This is a genomic window from Pseudomonas sp. BCA17, from assembly GCF_004519405.1.
In the GTDB taxonomy this organism is placed as follows: domain Bacteria; phylum Pseudomonadota; class Gammaproteobacteria; order Pseudomonadales; family Pseudomonadaceae; genus Aquipseudomonas.
This window is the reverse complement of record NZ_SGWI01000001.1, coordinates 524,664-550,313: the sequence shown is the minus strand read 5'-3', so window position 1 is coordinate 550,313 and position 25,650 is coordinate 524,664. Positions and strand designations below refer to the sequence as shown.

Annotated in this window: 26 protein-coding genes and 1 pseudogene; 7 read left to right on the top strand and 20 right to left on the bottom strand. The window is 60.8% G+C overall.

From position 1 onward, the window contains the following. Positions 1–38: 38 nt before the first annotated feature. The 8 genes and pseudogenes from EXW71_RS29315 to EXW71_RS02395 form a co-directional block, all read right to left on the bottom strand. Positions 39–806, bottom strand: coding sequence for a methyl-accepting chemotaxis protein (locus EXW71_RS29315; RefSeq protein WP_372241316.1), 768 nt, complete (start codon positions 804–806; stop codon positions 39–41). Between the two features lie 87 nt (positions 807–893). Beyond that, positions 894–1,898 (bottom strand): annotated as a pseudogene (locus EXW71_RS29310) (cache domain-containing protein); the annotation flags it as partial. 474 nt (positions 1,899–2,372) lie between these two features. Continuing rightward, entirely contained in the window at positions 2,373–3,704 is a 1,332-nt protein-coding gene (locus tag EXW71_RS02420) for an ABC transporter substrate-binding protein (protein ID WP_134657445.1), read from the bottom strand. 29 nt (positions 3,705–3,733) lie between these two features. Next, positions 3,734–4,801, bottom strand: coding sequence for a branched-chain amino acid ABC transporter permease (locus EXW71_RS02415; RefSeq protein ID WP_134657444.1), 1,068 nt, complete (start codon positions 4,799–4,801; stop codon positions 3,734–3,736). Between the two features lie 21 nt (positions 4,802–4,822). After that, complete coding sequence (locus tag EXW71_RS02410; RefSeq protein WP_134657443.1) at positions 4,823–5,704, bottom strand: branched-chain amino acid ABC transporter permease; 882 nt, start codon at positions 5,702–5,704, stop codon at positions 4,823–4,825. A gap of 2 nt (positions 5,705–5,706) precedes the next feature. After that, a complete protein-coding gene (locus EXW71_RS02405; protein ID WP_134657442.1) occupies positions 5,707–6,480 on the bottom strand; it encodes an ABC transporter ATP-binding protein in 774 nt (257 codons plus the stop codon). A gap of 10 nt (positions 6,481–6,490) precedes the next feature. Continuing rightward, the gene (locus EXW71_RS02400; RefSeq protein ID WP_134657441.1) at positions 6,491–7,546 is read right to left on the bottom strand and encodes an AMP-binding protein; all 1,056 of its coding nucleotides are present in this window, start codon (positions 7,544–7,546) and stop codon (positions 6,491–6,493) included. Positions 7,547–7,702: 156 nt separating this feature from the next. Further along, on the bottom strand, positions 7,703–8,200 hold the full coding sequence (locus tag EXW71_RS02395; protein ID WP_248730502.1) for a MarR family winged helix-turn-helix transcriptional regulator: 498 nt from the start codon (positions 8,198–8,200) through the stop codon (positions 7,703–7,705). Positions 8,201–8,250: 50 nt separating this feature from the next. On the opposite strand from EXW71_RS02395, the gene EXW71_RS02390 reads away from it, so the two are divergent. Beyond that, positions 8,251–9,756, top strand: a complete 1,506-nt coding sequence (locus EXW71_RS02390; RefSeq protein WP_134657439.1) for an FAD-dependent oxidoreductase — start codon at positions 8,251–8,253, stop codon at positions 9,754–9,756. Here the strand turns inward: EXW71_RS02390 and EXW71_RS02385 are convergent. After that, complete coding sequence (locus EXW71_RS02385; RefSeq protein ID WP_134657438.1) at positions 9,743–10,306, bottom strand: TetR/AcrR family transcriptional regulator; 564 nt, start codon at positions 10,304–10,306, stop codon at positions 9,743–9,745. The genes EXW71_RS02390 and EXW71_RS02385 overlap by 14 nt on opposite strands. 140 nt (positions 10,307–10,446) lie before the next feature. On the opposite strand from EXW71_RS02385, the gene EXW71_RS02380 reads away from it, so the two are divergent. After that, positions 10,447–11,139: a glutathione S-transferase gene (locus EXW71_RS02380; RefSeq protein ID WP_134657437.1), complete on the top strand. Its 693-nt coding sequence runs from the start codon at positions 10,447–10,449 to the stop codon at positions 11,137–11,139. Positions 11,140–11,230: 91 nt separating this feature from the next. Here the strand turns inward: EXW71_RS02380 and EXW71_RS02375 are convergent, their stop codons facing one another. Next, on the bottom strand, positions 11,231–11,791 hold the full coding sequence (locus EXW71_RS02375) for a cysteine hydrolase family protein (protein WP_134657436.1): 561 nt from the start codon (positions 11,789–11,791) through the stop codon (positions 11,231–11,233). 126 nt (positions 11,792–11,917) lie between these two features. Next, positions 11,918–12,952, bottom strand: a complete 1,035-nt coding sequence (locus EXW71_RS02370; protein ID WP_134657435.1) for a GlxA family transcriptional regulator — start codon at positions 12,950–12,952, stop codon at positions 11,918–11,920. Between the two features lie 242 nt (positions 12,953–13,194). Here EXW71_RS02370 and EXW71_RS02365 point away from each other — a divergent pair, with 242 nt between their 5' ends. The 3 genes from EXW71_RS02365 to EXW71_RS02355 are packed head-to-tail and all read left to right on the top strand — an operon-like array spanning position 13,195 to position 14,921. After that, on the top strand, positions 13,195–13,899 hold the full coding sequence (locus EXW71_RS02365) for an alpha/beta fold hydrolase (RefSeq protein ID WP_256657067.1): 705 nt from the start codon (positions 13,195–13,197) through the stop codon (positions 13,897–13,899). A 56-nt stretch (positions 13,900–13,955) separates the two neighbouring features. Next, entirely contained in the window at positions 13,956–14,588 is a 633-nt protein-coding gene (locus EXW71_RS02360) for an FMN-dependent NADH-azoreductase (RefSeq protein ID WP_134657433.1), read from the top strand. A 24-nt stretch (positions 14,589–14,612) separates the two neighbouring features. Then, positions 14,613–14,921, top strand: coding sequence for a YciI family protein (locus tag EXW71_RS02355; RefSeq protein ID WP_134657432.1), 309 nt, complete (start codon positions 14,613–14,615; stop codon positions 14,919–14,921). Positions 14,922–15,000: 79 nt separating this feature from the next. Here EXW71_RS02355 and EXW71_RS02350 read toward each other — a convergent pair whose 3' ends face one another. Then, a complete protein-coding gene (locus EXW71_RS02350; RefSeq protein WP_134657431.1) occupies positions 15,001–15,645 on the bottom strand; it encodes a TetR family transcriptional regulator in 645 nt (214 codons plus the stop codon). A gap of 111 nt (positions 15,646–15,756) precedes the next feature. Here EXW71_RS02350 and EXW71_RS02345 point away from each other — a divergent pair, with 111 nt between their 5' ends. After that, positions 15,757–16,413 (top strand): O-methyltransferase, encoded by a 657-nt coding sequence (locus EXW71_RS02345; protein WP_134657430.1) that lies wholly within the window; start codon positions 15,757–15,759, stop codon positions 16,411–16,413. A 3-nt stretch (positions 16,414–16,416) separates the two neighbouring features. Here the strand turns inward: EXW71_RS02345 and EXW71_RS02340 are convergent, their stop codons facing one another. Further along, entirely contained in the window at positions 16,417–17,037 is a 621-nt protein-coding gene (locus tag EXW71_RS02340; protein ID WP_134657429.1) for a LysE family translocator, read from the bottom strand. Positions 17,038–17,170: 133 nt separating this feature from the next. On the opposite strand from EXW71_RS02340, the gene EXW71_RS02335 reads away from it, so the two are divergent. Beyond that, positions 17,171–19,372: an OsmC domain/YcaO domain-containing protein gene (locus tag EXW71_RS02335; protein WP_134657428.1), complete on the top strand. Its 2,202-nt coding sequence runs from the start codon at positions 17,171–17,173 to the stop codon at positions 19,370–19,372. A gap of 69 nt (positions 19,373–19,441) precedes the next feature. On the opposite strand, the gene EXW71_RS02330 is transcribed toward EXW71_RS02335, so the two are convergent. From EXW71_RS02330 to EXW71_RS02300, 7 genes are all read right to left on the bottom strand, one after another. Further along, the gene (locus EXW71_RS02330) at positions 19,442–20,608 is read right to left on the bottom strand and encodes a cystathionine gamma-synthase (RefSeq protein WP_134657427.1); all 1,167 of its coding nucleotides are present in this window, start codon (positions 20,606–20,608) and stop codon (positions 19,442–19,444) included. Next, the gene (locus EXW71_RS02325; protein WP_134657426.1) at positions 20,605–21,981 is read right to left on the bottom strand and encodes a cystathionine beta-synthase; all 1,377 of its coding nucleotides are present in this window, start codon (positions 21,979–21,981) and stop codon (positions 20,605–20,607) included. The genes EXW71_RS02330 and EXW71_RS02325 overlap by 4 nt, the downstream gene beginning before the upstream one ends. Positions 21,982–22,130: 149 nt before the next feature. Further along, positions 22,131–22,988: a 4-hydroxy-tetrahydrodipicolinate synthase gene (dapA, locus tag EXW71_RS02320; RefSeq protein WP_134657425.1), complete on the bottom strand. Its 858-nt coding sequence runs from the start codon at positions 22,986–22,988 to the stop codon at positions 22,131–22,133. A 311-nt stretch (positions 22,989–23,299) separates the two neighbouring features. Beyond that, positions 23,300–23,791, bottom strand: coding sequence for a VOC family protein (locus EXW71_RS02315; RefSeq protein WP_134657424.1), 492 nt, complete (start codon positions 23,789–23,791; stop codon positions 23,300–23,302). Between the two features lie 50 nt (positions 23,792–23,841). Then, positions 23,842–24,228: an ester cyclase gene (locus tag EXW71_RS02310; RefSeq protein ID WP_134657423.1), complete on the bottom strand. Its 387-nt coding sequence runs from the start codon at positions 24,226–24,228 to the stop codon at positions 23,842–23,844. A gap of 119 nt (positions 24,229–24,347) precedes the next feature. Then, positions 24,348–24,890 (bottom strand): adenylate kinase, encoded by a 543-nt coding sequence (locus EXW71_RS02305; RefSeq protein WP_134657422.1) that lies wholly within the window; start codon positions 24,888–24,890, stop codon positions 24,348–24,350. Positions 24,891–25,009: 119 nt separating this feature from the next. Next, positions 25,010–25,630: a LysE family translocator gene (locus EXW71_RS02300; protein ID WP_134657421.1), complete on the bottom strand. Its 621-nt coding sequence runs from the start codon at positions 25,628–25,630 to the stop codon at positions 25,010–25,012. Between the last annotated feature and the right edge of the window lie 20 nt (positions 25,631–25,650).

The window sequence follows — 25,650 nt, the reverse complement described above, 5'->3', positions numbered from 1 at the left end:
CGTCGACCACCTGGCAGAGGAACCCGATAGACGAATGTTCAGGACTTGAATCGCCCCACCAAGCTATTGAGCTCATTCGACAAATTCGACAGGCGCCCGGAATCGTCCTGTGCCGAGTTGGCCAGGCTTTCCACCAGTCGCGCTTCGTCGTAGATCTGCTGGATATGCCGGTTGATCTCCTCGGCCACGCTGTGTTGCTCCTCGGCGGCGGCGGAAATCTGCAGGTTCTGGTCGCGGATCTCGTTCACCGATGTCTGGATACCCTCGAAACTGTCCCGCGCGCTTTCGATGGACGACACGCTGGCCCGTGACAGGTCCAGGCAACTGCTCATTTTCTGTGTGACTTCTTCGGTCTTGCTGCCGAGGGCGCCGAGCAGGTGTTCGATCTCGCCGGTGGAGTCGGACGTGCGCTTGGCCAAGGCCCGCACTTCATCCGCCACCACCGCGAATCCTCGGCCTTGATCGCCGGCGCGGGCGGCTTCGATGGCCGCGTTGAGGGCCAGCAGGTTGGTCTGTTCGGCGATGGCGCGAATGGTGCCGAGGATCTGGTTGATGCTGCGGCTGCCGGCTTCCAGTTCGACCATCGCCTGGGAGGACTCGGTCAAGCGGCGACCCAGGCGGTTGACGTTATCAGTGGTCACTTCGATCTGCTGCTTGCCCTCGGCCACCCGCCGATGGCCGTTCTCGGCGGATTCCGCCGCGCCGCTGCATGAGCGCGCAACCTCGTTGGCGGTGGCGACCATTTCGTTGAACGCGGTGGACACCAATTCCACCGCTTCACGCTGGCGCCCGGCCGCTTCGTTCATGTTATGCGCCACTTCGCTGTTGACCTTGGAGGCGTCGTGCAAGTTGGTCGAGGCCGCGCCGATATGCTGGATCAACTGACGGATCGCGGCGAGAAACTTGTTGAACCAGCCGGCCAGTTCGGCGGTTTCATCCTTGCCCTGCACCTGCAACTCGTGGCGCAGGTCGCCTTCGCCTTGGGCGATCGACTGCAAGCCGGTGCTGACCTGGCCAATCGGCTTGACGATCACCTTGGAAAACGCCGCGGCAATCAGCCCGAAGATCAGCACCAGCACCGCTACGATCACGGCGGTCAGGTAGGTCATGCGTGTGGCGGTCGCCATCACTTCGTTGTATTCGATCAGCCCTACATAGCGCCAGCCGAGGCCGGGGGAGGTCCAGACGTTGGCCATATAACGCACGCCGTCGATCACCACTTCGGTCGAACCCTGGGGAGTGTCGGCCAGTTGCGCATAGGGTGCGCCTAGGTCCTTGAGCGGCTTGAAGTTGTGCGCTGCATTGCGCGGGTCGACCAGTACCACGCCGTCCTCGATCAGCATCACGTAGCCGCTTTCACCCAGCTTGATGCTCTTGAGCAGTTCGGTGAGGTTCTTCAGCGACACGCTGACCACGAACACGCCCTTGGGCTTGCCGGCGTTATCCAGCAACGCCCGTGCGGTGCCGACCAGGGCCACGTCATCTTTGTCGTAATAGTAAGCCGGGGTGCGCACGGTCTTGCCGGGGCTGGCCATGGCCGCCTTGTACCAGGGGCGAGTGCGCGGATCGTACTTGGCCAACTGCGGGTCATCGGGCCATTTGGCGTAGGTGCCGTCTTCCAGGCCGATGGACAGGATCGCCGCCGCCGGGTGCGTGGCGCCAAAGCGCGCGAAGCGGTCGATCACCGCTTGCGCTTCCGCCGGCAGCGGCTGGCTGGCCGCATCGGCGGGCTGGTAATTCTTCAGCGTGTTGACCGATGTGTATACAGGGTCGGCGGCCATTTGATCGACGTTTTGCAGCGTGCCATCGAAGAACTGGCGGATATTGCCATCGATCTGGCGGATTTCCCGGGTGCTGCCATCGATGAACTGATCCACCGCCTGGGTACGTGTGTTCATGACTGAAATCACGGCCACCAGACTCACCGGGATGAACGCAACGGAGACGAATGCCAGTACCAGCTTATTTTTTATTTTCATCGAGACGACCATCAGCGGAGAGGGCGGCGCAAGTCATCGCGCACCTGACAGGCTTGCGGCGAATTGCTATCACTGTTGTCTCGGCTCGGCGTCGGTAAATCTTTAGGGTTTTTTGTACACAATACAAATGGCTGATTGTTCTGTATCCAATCGGTGCTCATCACACAGCGACGCTCCTGCTCGCTGAACTCCCGCCCGTACTCCATGGCGCGAAGCAGCGCCAACCCCGCCGAGGGTTGGCGTGGCCGGCGCGGCTCTGCAGTGGGGGAGTGAAACTTCATTCAATAAAGATGTGCGGACTTCAAGCTAAGCCGGTTGAATATGAGCTTCAGCCAGGCTGCGATGCTCGCATTGACTCAATGCCATCGACTCCGGCTGCGAATCTGTCGGCGCTTACTCCTCCTTGCTGCAATCGCGCGGCGTGATGCCTTTCTCTTTCGCGTACTGGGCCGCGGAGGCTTCGATGATCGGGCGCAGCAGCGCGCGGTCAGCCTGTACCCAGTCACTGATCAGGTTCCAGCGTTGGCCGTCCCACTGCTGAAAGCGCACGGCGCCGCCGCCTTCGTGGTCGGCGCAGGACAGTTTCAGCGGTTGCACCAAGCCCTTGGCACCCAGCGCCTGCAAGCGTGCATCGTCGAGGTTCAGGTGTTCGAAGCCCCAACGCACTTGCTCACCGGTCAGCGGTTTCTGGCCGTATTTTTCCTGGGCCAGGCGCAACGCTTCGACGTTCAGAATGCCGTTGACCACACCCAGGTTGTAATACACGGTGCCAAAGCGTTTAGGGTCGGCCAGGTTGCCCTTGCCGGCGTCGACCACGCTTGCCTTGATGCCTTGCAGTACCGGGAAATCGGTGCCCGAAGGGTGGGTGGTGATCGAGATAAAGCCCTTGGCCGCAGCGCCGGCCGGCACCACGTCTTCTTCTGAGTTGCTCCAGATATTGCCGATAATGTGATCCGCCGGGTAACCGACTTTTTGCGCGGATTTGAGCGCCACCGGGTTCATCACGCCCCAGCCCCGCAGGATCACCCAATCCGGCTTGAGCCGACGAATGTTCAGCCACTGCGATTGTTGTTCGTTGCCGGGATGCGGCACTTCAAGCAAGGTCAGTTCGAAGCCGGCGTTTTTCGCCAGGGTTTCGAGTACGCCGTTGGTTTCCTTACCGTAGGGCGAGCCGTGGTAGAGCACGGCGATTTTCTTGCCCTTGAGCTTGTCGGCGCCGCCTTCGCGTTGGCCGATGTAATTGATGATCGCCGACACTTCCGAGTAAGGGTTGAGCTGCAGCGGGAACACGTAAGGGAACACACTGCCGTCGGTGGAGTCGGTGCGCCCGTGGTTGATGGTGATCAGTGGCAGCTTATCGGCGGTGGAGCGTTCCAGCGTGGCGTAGGCGATGCCCACCGACAGCGGGTTGGTAGCAGCGGCCGGCGAGCCATTGAGTCCGCCTTTGAGACGCTCATAGCATTCGACGCCTTTTTCTACCACGTACTCGGTCTCGCATTCGCTCCAGGTCAGCTTGACGCCGTTCACGCCACCCTTTGAGTTGATGTATTGCAGGTAGTCGATGAAACCACCGAAGAAGCCTGTGCCGCCGGCGGCATAAGGCCCGACCCGATAGCTCTGCAAGGGGAAGTATTGTTCGTTGGCAGCCTGGGCGCTGGCGGCGAACCCGACGGTCATCAAGGCCAGGCCCAATGCCAGGCGGCGCAGCGATAAGCGGTGTGTCATGAAGGCGATTCCTCGGGGGGTTATTGAGTTCAGTAACGCAATGGCCAAACCCTGGCCCGTTGACGAAAGCGCTGCCATAAGCGGGCGAGCCCCTCCGGTTCCTTGATCAGAAAGGCGACGATCAGCGCGCCGAACAGCATTTTCTGGATGTTTTCCAGTTGGCCGGCGTCCATCAGCCCGGAGGGCAGCAGCCCGAAAAGATTGCCCAGCAGGATAGGGAACAGCACGATGAACGCAGCGCCCAGGAAGTTGCCGAGCACACTGCCGAGGCCGCCGATAATGATGATGAACAGCACCTGGAACGAACGGCTCAGGTCAAAGCCGTGGGGCTCCACGGTGCCAAGGTAGGCGAACGCCCACAGCGAGCCGGCGACACCGAGGTAGAAGCCGCTGATGGCAAACGCCAAGAGCTTGGCCTTCAACAGGCGAATGCCGATGACGGCGGCGGCAGTGTCCATGTCGCGTACCGCCATCCAGTTGCGACCCAGTTCGCTGCGCACCAGGTTTTTGCCGAGCCAGAACAGCGCTACCACCACCGCCAGGGTCAACAGGTAGCGACCTCGGGGTGAGCTGAAGTCCAATCCGGCAATCAGTAGCGGTGGTGAGGTAATGACCCCGGAGGCGTTGTCGTTGGTAAACCAACTGAAACGCGTGAGCACCCACTCCACCACGAATTGCGCCGCCAGCGTCGCCACCAGCAGGTAAAAACCCTTGATGCGCAGGCTGGGCAAACCGAACAGCACCGCCACGAGCGCGGCGATCACACCGCCCAGGGCAAAACTCACCAGCAGCGGCAGGCCGGGTACGCGCAGTTGCAGGTTGTAGGCGGCAAACGCGCCCACCGCCATGAACGCCGCCGAGCCCAGTGAGAGTTGCCCGGCATAACCGGTCAGCAGGTTGAGCCCCAGGCCCGCCAGGGATAACACCAGCAGCGGCACCAGGATCGCGCTGAACCAATAGTCGTTGCCCAGCCAGGGCACGGCTAAAAAGGCGAAGCCCAGCAGCAGCCGCAGCGCGATGCGATCCTGGCGCAAGCGAAAGGTGCGGCGCTCCTTCGCGTAGGAGGTACTGAATTGACCGGTTTCTTGATACAGCATGCAGGTTTCCTTAAAAGGCGATCAGACCCGTTCGATGGCGCGCTCGCCGAACAACCCGGCCGGGCGCACCAGCAAAAACAGCAAGGCAAGGACGTAGGGCACCCAGTTTTCAATGCCGCTGCCGATGACGGGGCCGAGGTAAATCTCGGCGATCTTCTCCACCGCGCCGATGATCAAGCCGCCGACAATCGCACCGCCGATTGACGAGAACCCGCCGATGATCAGCACCGGCAACGCCTTGAGCACGATCAGCGATAGCGAGAACTGCACCCCCAATCGCGCGCCCCAGAGCAACCCCGCCACCAGCCCGACAAAGCCTGCCACCGCCCACACCAACGCCCAGATGCGCGGCAGGCGAATACCTATCGCCATGGACGCCAGCGGGTCGTCGGCGACCGCGCGCAACGAAAGGCCCACCCGCGTCTTGTTGAACAGCAGCGACAGCACGATCACCAGCACGGCGGCGGTGCCGGCGGCAAACAGGTCGAACTGCGACAGCAGCATGCCGCGAATTTCCAACGGCTCATCGGCGATGCCCAGGTCCAGGCCATGCACCTGCGCGCCCCATAGGAACTGGGCGAAACCTTCGATCATGTAGGACAGCCCGAGGGTGGCCATGAAGAGGATGATCGGCGGGCGATTGACCAGCGGCCGCAACACCACTTTTTCGATCAACAACGCCAGCACCACCATGCTCGCCAGCGTTATCAGGAAGGCCACTGCGAAAGGGAAACCGCGCTCCAGCAGGCTGACGAAGGTCAGCGCGGCGAACAGCACCATGGCGCCCTGGGCAAAATTGAACACGCCCGACGCCTTGTAGATCAGCACAAAACCAATCGCCACCAGGGAATACATCACGCCGGCCAGCAAGCCGCCGATCAGCACCTCAAAGAAAAATTCCATGTTCAGGTTCCCAGGTAGGCTGCGATGACATCGGGGTTGGCGCGTACTTGCGCCGGGGTGCCGTCGCCGATCTTGCGGCCGTAGTCGAGCACCACTACGTGGTCACACAAACTCATGACCACGCCGATATCGTGCTCGATCAACACCACGGTGGTACCGAACTCACGGTTGATGTCGCGGATGAACTGGCTCATCTGTGCCTTCTCCTGGGCGTTCATGCCGGCCATGGGTTCGTCGAGCAGCAACAGGGTGGGTTCGGATGCCAGGGCGCGGGCCAGTTCGACACGCTTTTGCAAGCCATAGGGCAGGGTGCCTGCCGGCACATGGCGCCAGGGATGTATCTGCAAAAAGGCGATCACCTTTTCCGCATGCAGGCGGTGCGCGTCCTCGCTCGGTGCCCGACCCAGGCGCAGCATGTGTTCGACCCAACTGCCGCGGCGCTTGAGGTTGCGCCCGGTGAGTACGTTGTCGAGCACGCTCATGCCCTTGAACAGCGCGATGTTCTGGAAGGTGCGCGCGATACCACCCTCGGCCGCCTGGTGCGCACGCATGCGCCGACGGGTCTGGCCGGCATAGCGGATGCTGCCGCTTTGGGGGTGATAGACCCCGTTGATTACGTTGAGCAATGAGCTTTTACCCGCGCCGTTGGGGCCGATCAGCCCACAGATGTCGCCAGCTCTCACGTCGAAGCTGATGGAGGTGATGGCCTTGATGCCCTTGAACGACAGGGAGATGTCATCGAGCCGCAGTAATACCGATTCAGTGGGTGTGTGCATGGAGGGCTCGTCAGACCGATTGGGGCAGCAAGTGGTCGGTGGATGCCTGGCGGGAGAAAGGTTCCTGCCAGTTGCCGGGGTGAATGCCGAGCGCGCCAAAGAAGGCTGCGCTTTGCGGGCTCAGCGCCGGCCCGATCAGCAAGGGCACACGCAGGCGGCTCATACCCAGCACATCAAGCAAGGGCCGACGTATCAGCCAATGCCCCAGCCAGCGACGCACGCGCGACGCCGTAGGCTGCATGCCCCAGTGGTACAAGCGGTGCCCGAATGTGCCTGGCAGAGGCAGGCGTTCGTGTATTGATTGCTCCAGGCGCGCATACGATTCACGAGTGCCCATCACCAGGGTCGGGCCAAGTTCTCGGCGGTCGGTGTCGCGGGTGGCCAGGGCCTCGGGGAAATTCAGCCGAAAGCCTGCGTGCAGCCAGGGTGCAAGCAGGTAACGCGCTTGACCGCTCGCGGCGAACACCCGTGCCGCGAGGGCTTCTTCGTCGCCGCTCAATTGTTCTCGAGTCACCAGCGTGCGTGCGCCGGTCAGCAATTGAGCATGGCTCAACTGCACGGTGGTTTCGGCGTGGAACACGAAGGCGGGGGCGGTGGCTTCAAGGGCGCAAGCCGGCGCAGGGGTGTCGGTGCCCAAGTCAGCATAGGCGATCACGTCGGCAAATTGAGGGTGATTCAGGCCGCGTCCGTCCAGGTACAGCGCCACACCGCGTTCATGGAGTTGTTGCAGTGCTTCCAGGTTTTCCGCCAGCACGAAGCCTGGCTTGAGGTCTGCCAGCAGCGCGCGGTTGTCGCAGTTAGGATCCAGCAAGGTGACGCTGCCGCCCAACCACTGCGCGGCCAATGTCAGCGAGAGTGCTTCGGGACGCGCCTGGCTGATGATCAGCAGGTTGTCTTCGCGGCCAAAGCCAAGCGTGTAGAGGGCCGCGGCGAGGCCGCTGACGTCGTGCGCCAGTTCGCTCCAACTGCGCTCGTGCCAGATACCCAGGCGTTTGTAACGCAATGCGATCGCCGACCCACGGGTGTGTGCTTGGTGTAACAGCGCCTGGGGCAATGTCTGGGGCATGGGTGCATCCTTCGGAGGTATACGAAGGCGTTTGCACGCGCCATGCCATAAGAATAAAAGCTTCTATTTCAATGGGATACGGTTGCTCTGGCGGGAGAGGGCGAGTATTGATTCAGCACAAGCTGTCCAAGCACTGTTGTTGCGCGAACACCCCGGTCAGTCGTTGTCTTGTATGGCACGTACCGAATCGTCCTTGATGTCCTCGGCAAACTTGCGCATCAGCCGCACCAGATTGTCGAAATCGCCTTCGTCCCACGTGGAAAAGATCGACATGCCGATCCTCTCCCGCGCCTCGTCCACACGGTCGGTCATGACCTTGCCTTTCGCGGTGATGACCGACTCTCGCACCCGGCGATCAAGCTTGCTCTCCTGGCGCAAGATCAGGCCGAGGCTTTCCAGCTTCGCTACCTGACGACTGACCGTGGTGTAGTCGCGGCCTACACGGTCGGCCAGTTCGACCACGCCAATCGGACCCAGCCGCTCCACCAGCACCAGCAGCGGAAACAGGGCGCGATCCAGCGCAATACCGGCTTCGCGGACCATCGCTTCGTCGCGTTGCGGGCGATTCATCACCCCCACGATCTCAACCAGCGAGCCATGCAGATCGCGCAGTTGGGCGGATATATGTGCTTTTTGCACATTTTTAATTGACACGGTGTTGGCCTCTCTTAATATGTGCGTATTGCACATATAGGTGATCCAGTATGAAAACGCAATTCGCTGTCGATGTACTGATTTGTGGTGCCGGCGCCGCCGGCCTGACCTTGGCGATCGACCTGGCGAGAAGGGGTATCGACTTCCGCCTGATCGAAAAAAACCATCAACCTTTCCACGGTTCGCGTGGCAAGGGTATCCAGCCGAGGTCCCAGGAAGTCTTCGAAGACCTGGGGATTCTCGACCGTTTGGTGGCTGTGGGTGGAGTCTATCCGACTGACCGACGCTACCGCGACGACGGCAGCTACAGCGACGCCGAATTCACCCCACCACAGACCCCGACGCCGGCCGAGCCCTATCAGCACCCGTTGATGGTGCCGCAGTTTTTGACGGAACAGGTGATGCGCGAGCGCCTGCTGGAACTGGGCCATCAGCCTGAGTTTGGCTGTGAGCTGATCGGGTTTGAACAGGACGCCGAGGGCGTCTGTGCGCGCTTGGTCGGCAAGGGTGGCGAAGAAAGTATCCGTGCACGTTGGCTGGTGGGGGCTGATGGCGGTCGCAGCTTTGTCCGGCATGCCCTGGATATCGGCTTCCCCGGCAAGACCCTGGGCGTACGCGCCCTGGTGGCGGATGTGATGCTTAGCGGCCTCACGCGTGATGCCTGGCACCGCTTTGGCGAAGGTGACATGCAACGCCAGATTGCGATATGCCCGTTGGCCGGTACCGACCTGTTCCAGCTGCAGGGGCCGATCCCGCCTGATGTCGACATCGACTTCAGCGCCGAAGGGCTCACGGCCATCGTTGTCGAGCGCACCGGTCGTGCGGATATCCAGGTGAGTTCCGTGTCCTGGGCGTCGGCCTACACCATGAATGCCCGCTTGGCCGATCGATATCGCGCAGGGCGGGTGCTGCTGATGGGCGACGCCGCCCACATCCATCCGCCCACCGGTGGCCAGGGCCTGAACACCAGCGTGCAGGACGCCTATAACCTCGGCTGGAAGCTGGCGGCGGTGGTGCGGGGCGCGCCTGAGGGCTTGCTCGACACCTATGAGGAGGAGCGCCGGCCTGTCGCCGCCTCCGTGCTTGGCCTGTCGACGAAATTGCTCGGAGCGATGAAAAGCGGCGACCTGCGACGGGGCAGGGAAGTGCATCAACTGGATATCGGCTACCCGCAGTCCTCGCTGGCGTTGGAGCACCCCGTGCGCAGTGGCTTTACGGCGGGCGACCGGGCGCCGGATGCGCCGATACGGGGTGCGGATGGCCAGCGCCTGCGCCTGTTCAAGCTGTTTCAGGGAACGCACTGGACGTTGCTCGGCTATGGCGTGACGCGCGGGAGGGTAAAGCCACGGTCCGGTATGCATGTGCATGTGTTTGGGCCGGAGGGCGAGGTCAACGACGACCAGGACCATGTTCAACGTGCCTATGAACTGGCTATTGGCGATTGGGTGCTGGTGCGTCCTGACGGGTACATCGGGGCGATGGTTGCGTCAGAGCATCTGGAGAAACTGGAGGCTTACCTGTTGCAGGTGGGCCTACAGCCCGTCATGTCGGAATAAGCCCTGCGTCCTGATAGCTCTGAATGAGTTCGTCGTACAAGCCAATATCAACGCGCGTGCGAGCAATCAATTGCGCGCCGGCGATGGCGGTGTAGATGGCACGGGCGCGTCGCTCGGTGTCCGCTGCGTCGCCGTTGCCGATTTCCGTGAGCACCTCGGTGAGCCACGCTACGTTGACATCGGCAAACGCGAGTACCTCTTTCTTCACCTCTTCGGGCAGGTCCTGGTACTCGGCCGCCATGAAACTGGACAAGCACAAGCGATTGCCGCCTTCGAGCGATTGGCGAAAGATGCTCGGGTAGATCCGCATGCATTGCAGCGGGTCAGGGTTTTGCGCGCGTATGGCCTCGAGGGCGCCGGCAGTGTCTTGCCAGTAACGCTTGGCCACGGCTGCGCCGAGGTCGGCCTTACTGGGGAAGTGGTAATAGATACTTGCGTTCTTGATGCCCACCGTTTCGCCGATGCTGCGGAAATTGATGCCGCTGTAACCGTAATGCTGGGCGGCGACTTTGGCCGCTTCCAGAATGGCTTCCCGCGCATTTTCGCTCACGTATAGGTTCCTCGGTTCGTAGGAAGAGGGGAGGATTCTACGCTGAAATTTTTTTACCTGCCAACTGGCAGGTAGTGGTTGACAGTTCGAAACAGAGCTTCTAATTTCTACCTACCACTTGACAGGTAGGCGAGCGAATCATGACCACTCAGCAGCATCATTCCGACGCATCCCACACACCGATGATGAAAATTTATGATTGGTACAGCGGCCCCTATCCGGCGCGGGTGCGAATTGCACTGGCCGAGAAGGGCCTGCTGCCCACCGTAGAGTTCGTGTCGGTCAACCTTTGGAACGGCGAGCACAAGCAGCCCGCGTTTCTCGCCCTCAACTACTCCGGGACCTTGCCCGTGCTGCAACTGGGCGACGGCACGCTCATCGCCGAATGCACGGCAATCACCCAGTACCTGGATACCCTCGACGGCAACCCGGTATTGACCGGCAGAACACCGGCCGAGCAAGGTCTGATTCACATGATGACCAAGCGCGCGGAAATCGAGTTTATGGATGCCGTGAGTGTGTACTTCCACCACGCAACCCCAGGGCTCGGGCCGGACGTCGAGCTCTACCAGAATGCTGAATGGGGCCTGCGCATGCGCGACAAAGCTGTGCGAGGCATGCGCTACTTCGACGGTGTGCTGAAAAACCGGCCCTATGTCGCGGGTGAGGAATTTTCCATGGCCGACATCGCTTTGCTCGGCGCAATGATCTTCGCCGCGCTGGTGGAACTGCCGGTACCGGCTGAATGTGAGGCACTGCACGGGTGGCATGCCAAGGTCAACGAGCGGGCCAGTGTCCAGGCATGGCGAGCGATGGTGGCGCAGGCGCGTTAGAGGCAATGGCTTGCAGGGCTGCCAGTGACGGCATTTCTGCAAGCGCAGGCTTTATCCGCGCCTGACGCATAACGACGCATAACGGTTCAGCTCAGCAATGAGCCAGGATTTCGTCGGTCTCCATCACCCTTGCATAGTCCATCGCAAGGTTGCTCAGCGACAACGCGTGCACATCTTCGGCTGGCCACAGGCGCCCGGACAAATCGGTTTGGTCGAAGGTGTAGCAAGCGTCGGAAACCACCGTCACCTCAAAACCCAGGTTGCCGCCTGAGCGTGCCGTGGCCTCGACCGAGTTATTGGTGATCACGCCGACGATCACCAGTTGCCGGATCGAGCGCGCATGCAGCCAGCGCTCCAGGCCCGTGGCGGTGAAGGCATCCGGGACGTTCTTCTCCACCACATGTTCGTGCGCAAGGGGTTGCAGCGCGGGCTGGAATTCGCACCCCGGCTGGCCCGGCCAGAATACCGAGTCGGGCGCGCGGGAAATATGCCGGATGTGCACGACCGGGCGACTCGATTGCCGCCACGCCTTGAGCAACTGCTGCATCTGCGCTTCAGCGCCTGGGTTATTGCGTCGCCCCAGCTTCGGCTGGTTCATGCCTTGCTGCATATCGATGATCAGCAGTGCGGCGTTTGTGGCGATGGGGGGCATGGCACATTCCTTAGCTGGTGTGGGTTGAGACCTGTCAGCACAACCTGTGCATCCAGAAAAATGCTCTCGATGTCGGCCACATTGGCGAGCCTGATTGTTTTTTCCATGGCGTACTCCTTTATATGCCTAACCCTCGATTGCCCCAGCGTCGATTCCCACAGACGCGCGTCCTTTCGCCCAGCGTTTATAATCGGCGGGCGTCATCCCCGTCAGTTGTATGAAGGCCCGTCGGAATGAGGTGTCCTCGTTGTAGCCGCAGTTGAGCGCCACTTGTTTAACGCTGGCGCCGGGTACCTGTAGAAGAACACAGGCGGTTTCTATTCTCACGCGTGTGATCAGTTCCTTGGGCGACTCATTTGTCAGGTTCTTGAACCGTCGATGTAGCGTGCGCTCGCTCACGTTCAAGGCCTTGGCGAGGTCTACGGCGGTCAATCCAGGCTTGCCGTGTCGGATGATTTGCTCCGTTTCCAGCAGCAGTGGATCGGCATTGTTGATAAAGCCTCGAGGTGCATACACCGACTGAGGCAATGGCAAGCTATCCGTCACTGACATATCAGCGGTTAATTTCGCGACCTCCCTCCCGGCGAGAGTGCCGATCACATACAGCGCCAGATCAACCCAGGATAAAGGTCCTCCGGTAGTCACGACGCGATCTTGCGCCTCCACCGCGGAACCCCATGTCGGCAGGGCCTTGGGGAATCGCTGTTTGAACACATGGTGAAGCCACCACGTTGTCGTACAGCGCCGGCTGTTCAATAGGCCAGCCTCTCCCAGTACAAACGTACCTGCGCAAGCTGCTCCGACAAGTACACCCTGTTGATGATGGGCGTTGATCCACCGCGCGGCTGGCACGAGGGATGCAGAGCTGGGCGGCAGTCGATCCGGCCCCAGCGCCATCCCCGTTACGAGCACCGCATCGCACGGACCTGCGTCGTCAAATGCGGCATCCACTGGGATCAGCCGGCCTTGAGCATCCCGCTGCGCCTTGCCATCCGCACTGACTATGACGGTTTCGAACTCAGTGAAACTGCTGTGCTTCAAGACGGATGACAAGCCTGCCGGGGGCGATCTCAATGCCTGATTGGTCATCCAGAACAGATCAGCCAAGCCGGTGATGGCTGACATCAGGCTGCCTTCTAAGGCAATGATCGCAATGCGCATGGTAAATCCTGCCTGATGATCGAGATGGCGAATTTTGCATGAAGTATGGCCGGTTTGGTACCTCACGGTTTTGGCAGGTCACGCCTAGACTGGCGGCACAAATTGCAGAGACGCTCAGCATGACGATGCCATCCCCCATCAATGTTCCCCGCGAAAATGCAAGTCGGCGCAGCCCCCTCAGGTGGTTAGCTCGACTCACCGTTGCATTGGGGTTGTCCCTGTTGGTCTCTGGAGGCAGCGCAATGGCGGCGGCACCCTTACATTCCGTACGCAACATTGTGCTGGTACATGGTGCGTTCGCCGATGGCTCGAGTTGGTCACCGGTGATCGAGCGACTGACTGCGATGGGCTATCACGTGACTGCCGTGCAGAACCCGATGACCTCGTTGAGCGATGATGTGCTCGCCACCGAACGGGTCCTTCGCCGGCAACACGGTGACGTGCTGTTGGTGGGGCATTCGTGGGCCGGCGCGGTGATCACACAGGCAGGCAACGCCACTCATGTCAAAGGTCTGGTTTATCTGTCCGCGCTTGTCCCGGACAGCGGCGAGTCTGCGGCTGATCTGCTGGAACGGTTGAAGGCGCCGATGACGGGCCTCGCCCCTGACGCCGATGGGCTGGTCTGGTTGGACGATCCTGCGCAGTTTCATCACGTCATGGCGGCGGACCTGTCGGCGAAGAAGGCCCGCTTGCTGACCGCTGTGCAGCAACCGATTGCCGCCGCCTGTTTTGCCGGAAAGGTCGAGCATGCGGCGTGGCACGACAAGCCAAGCTGGTACTTGTTGACCACTGACGACCATGCTTTGGCCCCGCCGGTACAACAGGCCATCGCGCATCAAATTGGCGCCACGACCGTCTCCGTTCGCTCCAGCCACTTGTCGCTGGTTTCTCATCCCGATGTTGTCGCCAGACTTATCGATCGCGCGGCCCGCGAGTCGGGACGATGACGCCCGCTTTATAGCGCTTTTGAACGCCATGACTTCTTATACCGAGGGCAGCAAGCATGAACGTACTGCATATAGACTCCAGCATCATGGGCAGCGACTCCATCACCCGTGACCTCAGTGCAGCCATCGTTGCGCGCATTCAGGCCATTCACCCCGATACCCAGGTGCAGTATCGCGACCTTGCCAATGATGAGGTGCGGCATCTGAGCGGTTCGATTGCCGCCGGATTCCGGCAAACCGGGATCAGTGATTTTCCGGCAGCCACTTTGCTCGAGCATCAACTGTCGGAGACCCTGGTCACCGAGTTCCTGGCGAGCGATGTGCTGGTCATCGGTGCCCCCATGTACAACTTCAGTGTTTCAAGCCAATTAAAAGCCTGGCTGGACCGAATTGCGCAGGTGGGACGCACATTCAAATACACCGAACACGGACCTGTCGGCTTGGCCGGCGGCAAGCGCGTGATCGTTGTTTCGGCGCGTGGAGGTTTCTACGCCGAAGGTCCCTTTCAAAAAATGGATTTCCAGGAAAGCTATCTAAAGGCGTTCTTTGGCTTCCTGGGCATTACCGATATCGAGTTCGTTCGTGCCGAAGGTGCCTCCAAAGGCGAGCAGAGCCGCGATAAAGGCGTAGCGCTTGCCAGGCGTGCGATTCCGGATGCCGTGGCACGCCTGTCGGCAGCCGCTTTATAACCTTTGCCCCGAGGAAATGAACGTATGCTTTATGCAATCACGCTGACTTATAGCCGTCCCCCCGAACAGATTCGAGAGCATCTGGACGCGCACAAAGATTGGCTGGTGAAACACATCAAGTCCGCCAATGTACTCTTCGCCGGCCCGCTGACAGATGAGAGTGGTGGGTTCATTCTTGCCCATGCCCAGCAGCTGGCGGACATCCAGGAAATGATGGCGCAAGACCCATTTGTTGCGCATCGACTGGTCACGCTCGACATCGTGGAATCAGATCCGGCGATTCGTTCGGCCGATTTCCCGGCCCATTGGGCTGTCGGTGCGAAGTCTGTATGAAACAGCCATGACGGTGTCGGGCCAAGGGTAGGGGGGGACAGTGCCGAGTGCGCCTCGGGCGATTCCACCTCAACAGGAATCAGCGGGGCGCATTGGCAGGGTCGAGCGCAATCACGTAGGCACGGAACATATCCGCCATGCCGTCAGCGTAAACCGCGATTTCTTCGTCAGTTCGAGGGCTGCCGGAAAAATCCTTGCCCACCGACTTGAGCGTGGCCAGGATCAACTCGCACGCCAGCGTGCGTGTTTGCGTGCTTACCCGAGGCAATAATTCCAGCATGAACGCCTCGAAAGTCTGCTGGCCCGCTGCTCGCACTTCCTGGGCTTCCGGCGCATCGCGATAGAGCGGTGCCGCATCATTCAGCGCGATCCGCATCTGTGCTTCTTCGCACTCCGATTGGATGAAGGCATGCACCATGCTGCGCAAGCGATCCAGCGGTGCCTCATCGTACCTTTGCAGAATGCCGCACAGCATCTGCGTGGTCTGCCGCCACTCATCACTTTGCAACCTGAACAGAATCGCCGCCTTGTTCGGGAAGTACTGGTACACCGAGCCCACACTTACGCCGGCCTTTTCCGCCACCCGCGCGGTGGTGAAACGGGTGACGCCTTCCTTGGCCAAAACCTGAATAGCAGCCTGCAGGATCGCCGCCACCAGTTCGGTGGAGCGCGCCTGTTGCGGTTGTTTGCGCGAGGAAATACGCGGGGTCTGGCGGGTGGTCATGGGGGGCTCCGGGCGCAGGGCCAATGCGAATAGCGAAGGCGATGAATCACTCGCATACTTTTAATGCGACGAATTAGTCGCATCCTAGCCCCAACCTGACGGAAAGCAACCATGACGATCCTGACCACCGCGCCATTGGCGCCATTGATCGAACGCCTCTACACACAAGCCAATGCCGCTACCAGCCCTGTGGTCGACAGCGTCTCGCGCGAAGAGCGCGACCGACTGATGCACAGTAAAACCGAATACCTGGCGCTCTACACGATGCTCAAGGACCTGTGGCTGCCGGTCTCCCGCGACACCGGCAACCTGCTCTACATGCTCGCCCGAAGCAGCGGGGCGCGCGCCATTGTCGAGTTCGGAACCTCGTTCGGCCTGTCCACCCTGTTCCTGGCTGCCGCCTTACGTGACAACGGCGGCGGCGTGCTGATCGGCAGCGAGTTCGAACCGTCGAAGATCGCCCTGGCGCGGGAGCATTTCATTGAAGGCGGGGTGAGCGACCTGATCGAAATTCGCGAAGGCGATGCCCTGGTGACCCTGGCCACAGGTTTGCCGGAAAGCGTCGATCTGTTGCTGCTCGATGGCGCCAAGTCACTGTATGGCGATGTGCTGGGCCTGGTGGAAAAACACTTGCGGCCAGGTGCCTTGGTGGTGGCCGACAACACCGACTATTGCCCGCAATACCTGGCGCACGTGCGCTCGCCGGATAACGGTTATCTGTCGGTGCCGTTTGCCGATGACATCGAACTGTCGATCCGCCTGCGCTGACCCTCAGCGCTTGCTGAATGCCAGCCGCGCGGCAAACAGCACAAAGATCAGTCCGGTGGTGCGGTCCATCCACCGGATCACCTTTTCCCGGCGCAGGAAACCGGACAATGGTTGAGTCGCGCCAATCAACACCAGCGACCACACCAGGCCCAGTACCACGTGGATACTCACCAGGCCGAAGGTCCAAGCAACCAGAGAATGGCCCTGGGGGATGAACTGCGGCAGGAACGACACGTAGAAAATCCCCACTTTGGGGTTCAGAGCATTCCCCAGCATGCCCTTGAGGAACCAATTGCCACTGGCCTTGCGGTCGGCCTGTTCCGGCGCCAGGGAACGGCGCGGGCGCAGCAGCATGTTCACGCCCAGCCAGGCCAGATATGCGGCGCCGCAGTACTTGAGCAGGGTATAGGCCACTTCCGATACCGCAATCAACGCGCCCAGCCCAAACGCCACGGCCGCGCCCCACAGCAGGCAACCGGCATTGATGCCCAGGGTGGCCTGCAGCGCCTGGCGCTTACCTTCCACCGTGGCCGTGCGCAACACCAATGCGGTATCGAGCCCGGGCGTGAGCGTGAGCAGGGTGGCGGCGAAGGTGAACGCAAGCAGGTTATCGGCGATGGACATGGGCGGATGCCTCGGCAGGAATTGGGTAGGACGTTAACCGATCGGCAGGCCATTGGGAAAACCCGGAGACTTCCCGGCGAAAATCCTCATAATAGCGGCCATTTTGTTTAGCTCGTTATTCTGGTGTGCCCCCATGGAAATTAAGGTCAACTTTCTCGACAACCTCCGGCTTGAAGCCAAGTTCGATGACTTCACGGTGATTGCCGACCAGCCGATCCGCTACAAAGGCGACGGTTCGGCACCGGGGCCATTCGATTATTTCCTGGCATCGTCGGCGTTGTGCGCGGCCTACTTCGTCAAGCTGTACTGCCAGACGCGCAACATTCCCACCGACAATATCCGCTTGTCGCAGAACAACATCGTCGACCCGGAAAACCGTTACAACCAGATCTTCAAGATCCAGGTCGAGTTGCCAGCGGATATTTCCGACAAGGACCGCCAGGGCATCCTGCGCTCCATCGACCGCTGCACCGTGAAAAAAGTGGTGCAGGCCGGCCCTGAGTTCGTCATCGAAGAAGTGGAAAACCTCGATGCCGACGCCCAGGCGCTGTTGATGCCCGGTTCCACTGGCGAGACCGGTACCTACATTGCCGGCAAAGACCTGCCGCTGGAACAGACCATCGCCAACATGTCCGGCATTCTGGCCGGCCTGGGCATGAAGATTGAAATCGCATCGTGGCGCAATATCGTGCCTAACGTGTGGTCGCTGCATATTCGCGATGCGCATTCGCCGATGTGCTTCACCAACGGCAAGGGCGCGACCAAAGAGGGCGCCTTGGCGTCGGCGTTGGGCGAGTTCATCGAGCGGCTCAACTGCAACTTCTTCTACAACGATCAGTTCTGGGGTGAGGAACTGGCCAACGCGCCATTCGTGCATTACCCGGATGAGCGCTGGTTCCAACCGGGCAGCAAGGATGAGCTGCCGCCGGAAATCCTCGACGCCTACTGCCTGAAGATCTACAACCGTGAGGGCGAACTGCGTGGTTCGCATCTGTTCGACACCAACTCGGGCAATGAAGAACGCGGCATTGTTTCGCTGCCGTTCGTGCGCCAGTCCGACGGTGAAGTGGTGTACTTCCCGTCCAACCTGATCGAAAACCTCTACCTCAGCAACGGCATGAGCGCGGGCAACACCTTGGCTGAAGCCCAGGTTCAGTGCCTGTCGGAAATCTTCGAACGTGCGGTGAAGCGCGAAATCATCGAAGGCGAGTTTGCCTTGCCGGACGTGCCTGCCGAGGTGCTGGCCAAATACCCAAGCATCCTGGCGGGTATTCAGGGGCTGGAAGCCCAGGGGTTCCCGGTGCTGGTCAAGGACGCCTCGCTGGGCGGTGAATTCCCGGTCATGTGCGTGACCCTGATGAACCCACGTACCGGTGGCGTATTCGCCTCGTTCGGCGCGCACCCAAGCCTGGAAGTGGCGTTGGAGCGCAGCCTGACCGAGCTGCTGCAAGGCCGCAGCTTCGAAGGCTTGAACGATCTGCCGCAGCCGACGTTCGAAGGCCAGGCGGTGACCGAGCCGAATAACTTCGTCGAGCACTTCATCGACTCCAGCGGCGTGGTGTCGTGGCGCTTCTTCAGCGCGCAGTCGGATTATGAATTCGTCGAGTGGGACTTCTCGGGCCAAGGCGAAGACTCCAACGCCCAGGAAGCCGCGACATTGTTCGGTATCCTCGACGGTATGGGCAAAGAGTCGTATATGGCGGTGTACGAACATCTCGGCGCCACCGCGTGCCGTATCCTCGTGCCGGACTACTCGGAAATCTACCCGGTGGACGATCTGATCTGGGACAACACCAACAAGGCGCTGTTCTTCCGCGCCGACATCCTCAACCTGCACAGCCTCAGCGAAGAAGAGTTGCAGGCGTTGCTCGAGCGCCTGATAGACAGCGAGCTGGACGACTACACCGACATCACCACCCTGATCGGCATCGAGTTCGATGACAACACCGTCTGGGGCCAACTGACCATCCTGGAGTTGAAGCTACTGATCTTCCTGGCCCTGCAGCAATATGAAGAGGCCAAGGAGTGCGTGGAAATGTTCCTCCAGTACAACGACAACACCGTTGAACGTGGCCTGTTTTACCAGGCGATGAATGCGGTGCTGGAGATGGAACTGGATGACGACCTGGACCTGGCCGATTACGAAGCCAACTTCCGCCGGATGTTCGGTAACGAGCGTATGGACGCGGTGATTGGCTCGGTCAACGGCACCGTACGGTTCCATGGCTTGACGCCGACCAGCATGAAGCTGGAAGGGTTGGACCGGCATCTGCGCTTGATCGACAGCTACAAGAAGTTGCATGCGGCACGGGCCAACATCACGGCGGCGCGTTGATAGCCACCTGATGCACAAGGGGCAATGTGGGAGCGGGCTTGCCGCTCCCACATCAGCGCCTCCTCTGCGTCAGATACGGGCCAGGGCCTGAGCCAGATCGGCGCGTAAATCCTCTACGTCTTCAACCCCCACCGATAGCCGCACCAACCCATCCCCAATCCCCAACTGCGCCCGCGTGGCGGCCGGAATACTCGCGTGGGTCATGATCGCCGGGTGTTCGATCAGGCTTTCCACACCCCCCAGGCTTTCCGCCAGGGCGAAGATCCTGACGTTTTCCAGGAAGCGTGTGGCACCGGCCAGGTCGCTGTTCAGGTCCACTGAAATCATCCCGCCAAACCCGCGCATCTGCCGACGGGCCAACTCGTGTTGTGGGTGAGACGCCAGCCCCGGGTAATACACGCGTGACACTTGCGGCTGTTGCTCCAGCCAGGTGGCCAGTTCCAACGCATTGCTGCAATGGCGCTCCATGCGCAGCGCCAGGGTTTTCACGCCGCGCAGCGTCAGGAAGGCATCGAAGGGGCCGGCGATGGCGCCGACCGAGTTCTGCAGAAAGCCCAGGCGCTCCGCCAAATCGAGGTTGTGGCCGACAACGGCAATGCCGCCGATGACGTCGGAGTGGCCATTGAGGTACTTGGTGGTGGAGTGCACCACGATGTCGAAACCCAGCTCCAGTGGGCGCTGGATCCATGGGCTGGCGAAGGTGTTATCGGCTACGCAGATGATCCCGCGTTCCTGGCAGATACGGGCGATCGCACTGAGGTCGGTGAGGCTCAGCAACGGGTTGCTCGGCGTCTCGACCCACACCATGCGCGTGTTCGCCTGCAACGCCGCCTCAAAGGCCGACACATTGCTCAGGTCGACGTAGCTGAATGTGTGCCCGGCACTGCGCTGGCGCACTTTATCGAACAGGCGAAAGGTGCCGCCGTACAAGTCGTTCCCGGAGACGATATGCGCGCCTGCATCCAGCAATTCCAACACGGTCGAAATAGCCGCCAGCCCGGATGCAAAGGCAAATGCCTGACTGCCGCCTTCCAGGTCCGCGACGCAGCGCTCCAGGGCAAACCGCGTGGGGTTGTGGGAGCGCCCGTAATCGAAGCCTTTGTGCACGCCGGGGCTGCTTTGCAGGTACGTGGAGTTGGCGTAGATCGGCGGCATCAACGCGCCGGTAGTCGGGTCGGGGGATTGCCCGGCATGGATCACGCGGGTAGCGAAAGCGCTTCTATCGGACTGACTCATGCAAGGGATCTCCGTAGGTGGTTAAGCAGGTCGACGCGAGTGATCAGGCCATGAAAGCCCGAATCGTCGGCAATAATGGCAACCAGGCCACGATCCAGCTCCGCCTGCAGTTCCGCCAGGCTGGCACTGGGGGCCAGGGTGTGCAACGTGGTGGTCATGGCGCTGGCGACGATCATTTTGAAATCTGCGGCATCGTGGTGCAGCCCCAGCAGGATGTCGGACTCGTCGATCACCCCGACCAGTTCCTTGCCGTCCACCAGTACCGGCAGTTGCGATACATCGGCCAGGCGCATGCGCTGGAACGCGGTGAGCAAGGTGTCATCGGGGCTGACGCTGATCACCCGGCCGTCTTCGAAGCGGCGGGCGATCAGGTCGCGCAGGTCGCCATAGTGCTTGTATTGCAACAAGCCTGCGTCCTTCATCCATTGGTCGTTATAGATCTTCGACAGGTAGCGCGTGCCGGTGTCGCACACGAACGTGACCACACGCTTGGGCTGGGTCTGCTCGCGGCAATAGCGCAGGGCGGCGGCGAGCAGGGTGCCGGTCGAAGACCCACCGAGAATACCTTCAGCCTTGAGCAGTTGGCGGGCGTGGTCGAAGCTTTCTTCATCGCTGATGGAGTAGGCATGGCGCACGCTGGAGAGGTCGGCAATCGACGGCACGAAGTCTTCGCCGATGCCTTCCACGGCCCAGGAACCGGGGGTTTCCAACTGGCCGCTGCGGCTGTACTCGGCCATCACCGAGCCCACCGGGTCGGCCAGCACCATCTCCAGTTCAGGCTGCACACGCTGGAAGAAGCGGGTCAGGCCGGTGAGGGTGCCGGCCGAGCCGACACCTACCACAATGGCGTCGACATCGTGTTGGGTCTGTGCCCAGATTTCCGGCGCGGTGCTGGTTTCGTGGGCCAAGGGGTTGGCCGGGTTGTTGAACTGGTCGGCGAAAAACGAACCGGGAATGTCCTTGGCCAGGCGTGCGGCCACGTCCTGGTAATACTCGGGGTGGCCCTTGCCCACATCGGAGCGGGTGATGTGCACTTCGGCCCCCATGGCCTTCAGGTGCAAGACCTTTTCGGTGGACATCTTGTCGGGTACAACCAGCACCACGCGGTAACCCTTGGCCCGGCCTACCAGTGCGAGGCCCAGGCCGGTGTTGCCGGCCGTGGCTTCGACAATCGTGCCACCGGGGCGCAGGCGACCGTCGCGCTCGGCGGCGTCGATCATGGCCAGGCCGATACGGTCCTTGATCGAACCACCGGGGTTCTGCGATTCCAGTTTGAGAAACAGCGTGCACGGGCCAGTATCGAAGCGGCTGACCCGCACCAACGGCGTGTTGCCGATCAGTTCAAGTACGGCGGGGCGGGGTTGTATGGGCATGTGGTCACCTGAGTACTGAAGGAACCTGGGGCGGAGCACAGCAAAATGCACAACATGGCATGGAACATAGGCCGGTATCGGGCGGGTCGCAACCGGCCGGTCGGATGGATGTCTTTTTTTGGCGCATGGGCAAATACTCGACCGTTCGATCAGCGCTGTAGCAGCGCCTGCCAGCGCGCCACCACCGCTTGGCTGGCCTGCTGCATCGGTGCCCGCAAGTGGCTGCCGATCACCCCGTCCAAGGCCAGCGCTGCCTTTACCGGCGCCGGGTTGGGTTCCATGAACATCGTCTCGATCAATGGCCGCAAGCGGAAAAACGTCGCCCGCGCTTCGGTCAGCCGGTTATCCCGTATCTGGTGCCACAGCGTGACAAACTGCTCTGTCTGCACATGCGCCGACGCGGCAATTGCACCGCTGGCGCCCAGGCACAGCGCGTTGAATATCTGGATGTCCTCGCCGCACAGCACGTCCACCTCGCCGCTGGCCAGCAGCGCCAGGGTGTTGCTCAGGTTGCCGCCACAATCCTTGACCGCCTGGATACGCGCATGGGCGACGATATTCAGCAACGTGGCCTGCTCAAAGGTCGCCCCGGTGCGATAAGGAATGTCGTAGAGAATGACCGGCACGCTGGAGGCATCCGCCACCGTACGGAAAAAATCTTCAAGGCCCGCCTGGGAGGGGCGTATGTAGCTCGGCGCGGGCACCAGCAGGCCGGCCACCGGGCGCTTGAGGATTTCGCTCTGGAACTGCAGCAACTCGACCTGGTTATTCCCCGCCAGGCCCATCACCACACGGTGCGCCGGGACCCACTGCAGCACGGCATCCAGCACGGCCAGTTGCTCGTGGCGGGACAGCGCTGCGGCTTCGCCGGTGGTGGTGCACACCATGATCCCGGCCACGTGTTTTTCCAGCAGGTTGCCGAGCAGTCGATGCAGGCCGATAAAGTCGATTGCGCCGTCCTGGAACGGCGTGACCACGGGAACCCAGATACCTTGAAACGCTGACATGCACTTTCTCCTGATGATTGACCGCTTGAGTCACCGTCAGAAGAGCATGGGGAATTGTGCGAAGGGGGAGTGGGTCCGCGCTCAATGTCCTGTCAGCTCATCTGACGGGACAGCGCGCCCCGGTCACATGAGCGACTGTTTCTTCGATTTGAGGGCGTGCGCTACGCAACCTTGCGCCTTGGCAATCAAGCCAATGACGGTGAGGTCAGCGGAAAACGTAGCAGACATGAGCAGGCACACCCTGGATAAGGCGTTCATCTTCAGGGGATGTGACGGAATGTGTCAACCCCGGCGCAAACGTCCCATCCGACTCATGAGCGATCAACCCCGGCCACGGCGGCTTCGATGGTGGCCACGTCGATCCTGGTCATGGTCATCATGGCGTCAAAGGCGCGCTTGGCCGTAGCCGGGTCGGGATGGCTGATCGCCGCGCTCAACGCACGAGGGGTGATCTGCCACGACACGCCCCACTTGTCCTTGCACCAGCCACAGGCGCTGGCCTGACCGCCGTTATCGATAATGGCGTGCCAATAGCGGTCGGTTTCAGCCTGGTCGTCCGTCGCTACCTGAAAGGAAAACGCGTTCGTATGCGGGAATGCCGGGCCGCCATTGAGACCCAGGCAGGGGATGCCCATCACCGTGAATTCGACGGTCAACACATCGCCTTGTTTGCCCGAAGGGTAGTCGCCCGGCGCCAGGTGCACGGCATCGACGCGGCTGTCGGGAAAGGTCGCGGCGTAGAAGGTCGCTGCCTCCAAGGCGACGCCGTCGTACCAGAGGCATAGCGTGTTTTTGTTGTGCATGTCAGCTCTCCACGGTTGATGGGTGCGTGGAGTCTAGACGACGCAGGCCATCACACCTGCCGTTCGATCGCCGCTTTGTCGATCACTGACCAGACGTGCGCAAATTTCCCGTCGATGACTTCGTAAAATACGTTTTCATCAAAGACAACCCGCTTGCCATTGATCGGCAACCCTAAAAACTCCCCACGGGGGCTGACGTTGAAATTCAGTCGGCTGGCAATCGTGGGCGGGTCGACCACCAGCAGTTGGATGCGAAACACCAGGTCGGGGATTTCGCGAAAGTCTCGCTCCAGCATCGCGCGATAACCTGCGAGCCCCACGAGGGTCGCGTTGTAGGTGACGTCGGCGTGAACGAAATCACCAAGGTGTGCCCAATCCTGACGGTTGAGGCAGTCGATATAGCCGTGGTAAAGATCGGCGAGTTCTGTTTGGGTCATCGAGTGTTTCCTCTTGAAGGTGTAGGCCCATCTCGATTGCACACGTCCTGCAGCCTGGCATCGGGTTCATTTTGTGGCGGTCTCGAGTTTTTACGAGACGTTGACTTTGCTCTTCCGAGCTACGACGGTAATTGGGACAACGCATGAATCACATCCTGCGCCATTTTTTCCGCACTGCTCAACCCATCCACTCTGACAACCGGAACGGTTTGCTTCGACAGCCACACCGCATGCAACGCCCTGTTGCGGCCCGAAAAGGTCGGGTCGTCATACCGCGAAGCCCATTCCTTGAAGGCCACATGGATCTCGTGCATGTCGCCTCCAGGCGCGATCCGATCTCCATAGCGCTGTGTTTCACGTGCGACCAATCGTTCAAGGCGAACGGGGGTTGGCGTTGCAATAAATACAATCAGCTCGGCGTGGTTGATCAGTGCATCTCCCCACTCCATGCAAGAGCCGGTCAGTACCCAATTATCCTCACCGAAGCGTTGCTGGATCAGAACCACGCGCTCGTTGGGCGGGCGTTTGGTGGTAAACGGAGGGTCGGTGGGCAGCCAATAGAAGTCATCGACATCAAGATGGCGAAGGCTTAGCAAAGCGGCGAGGGTACGACCGAGTGTCGTCACGCCTGCACATGACGCGCCGGTGATATAGATCCGCAACTTTTTCCTCCATGAATAAAACGGGTTGCGCGCGATACGTCAGAGGGCCGGTATAGCGCTCGGATGAGGTACAGGTTGTTGTCCTTTACCTCGCCCCGATTGTGAACTCCCGCACGTTGTCATGCCCTGTGTGCTGTCAACAACACCGTCGCCGCTGCCGACAACAACCCGGCGCAGCAACGATTGAAGATCCGCTTGCCCCGTGGCTCGGCGAACCAGCGGCGCATATGCAGGCCCATATAGGCGTAAGTGCTGATGGCGATCCACTCCAACCCCAGGAACATGACACCCAGCAGCGCGAACTGTGGCGTGACAGGTTGGCCGGGCACCACGAACTGCGGGAGGAAGGCAGTGAAAATCAGAATGGCTTTCGGGTTGCCCGCGGCCACCAGAAACTCCTGCCGTGCCAACGCCCACAAACCCACCTTGGCCGTATTCGCCTGCGCGTGCACCTGTGGATTGGCCCGCCACAGTTGGAACGCCAGATAAAACAGATACGCCGCCCCTAGAATCTTGATGGCGTAGAACAACAACTCCGAGGTTTGCAGCACCACCGCCAGGCCGGCAGAGGCGAGGGCGATCATGCCGGCGAAGGCCAGCAGGCGGCCGATGCCGGCGAGGCAGGAGGTGCGATAGCCGTAACGCGTGGCGTTGCTGACGGAGAGCAGGTTGTTGGGGCCTGGGGCCATATTCAAGGCAAAGCAGGCCGGGAGGAAGACGGTGAGGGTGGCGAGGTCCATGTGAACTCCGGTGTCGACTC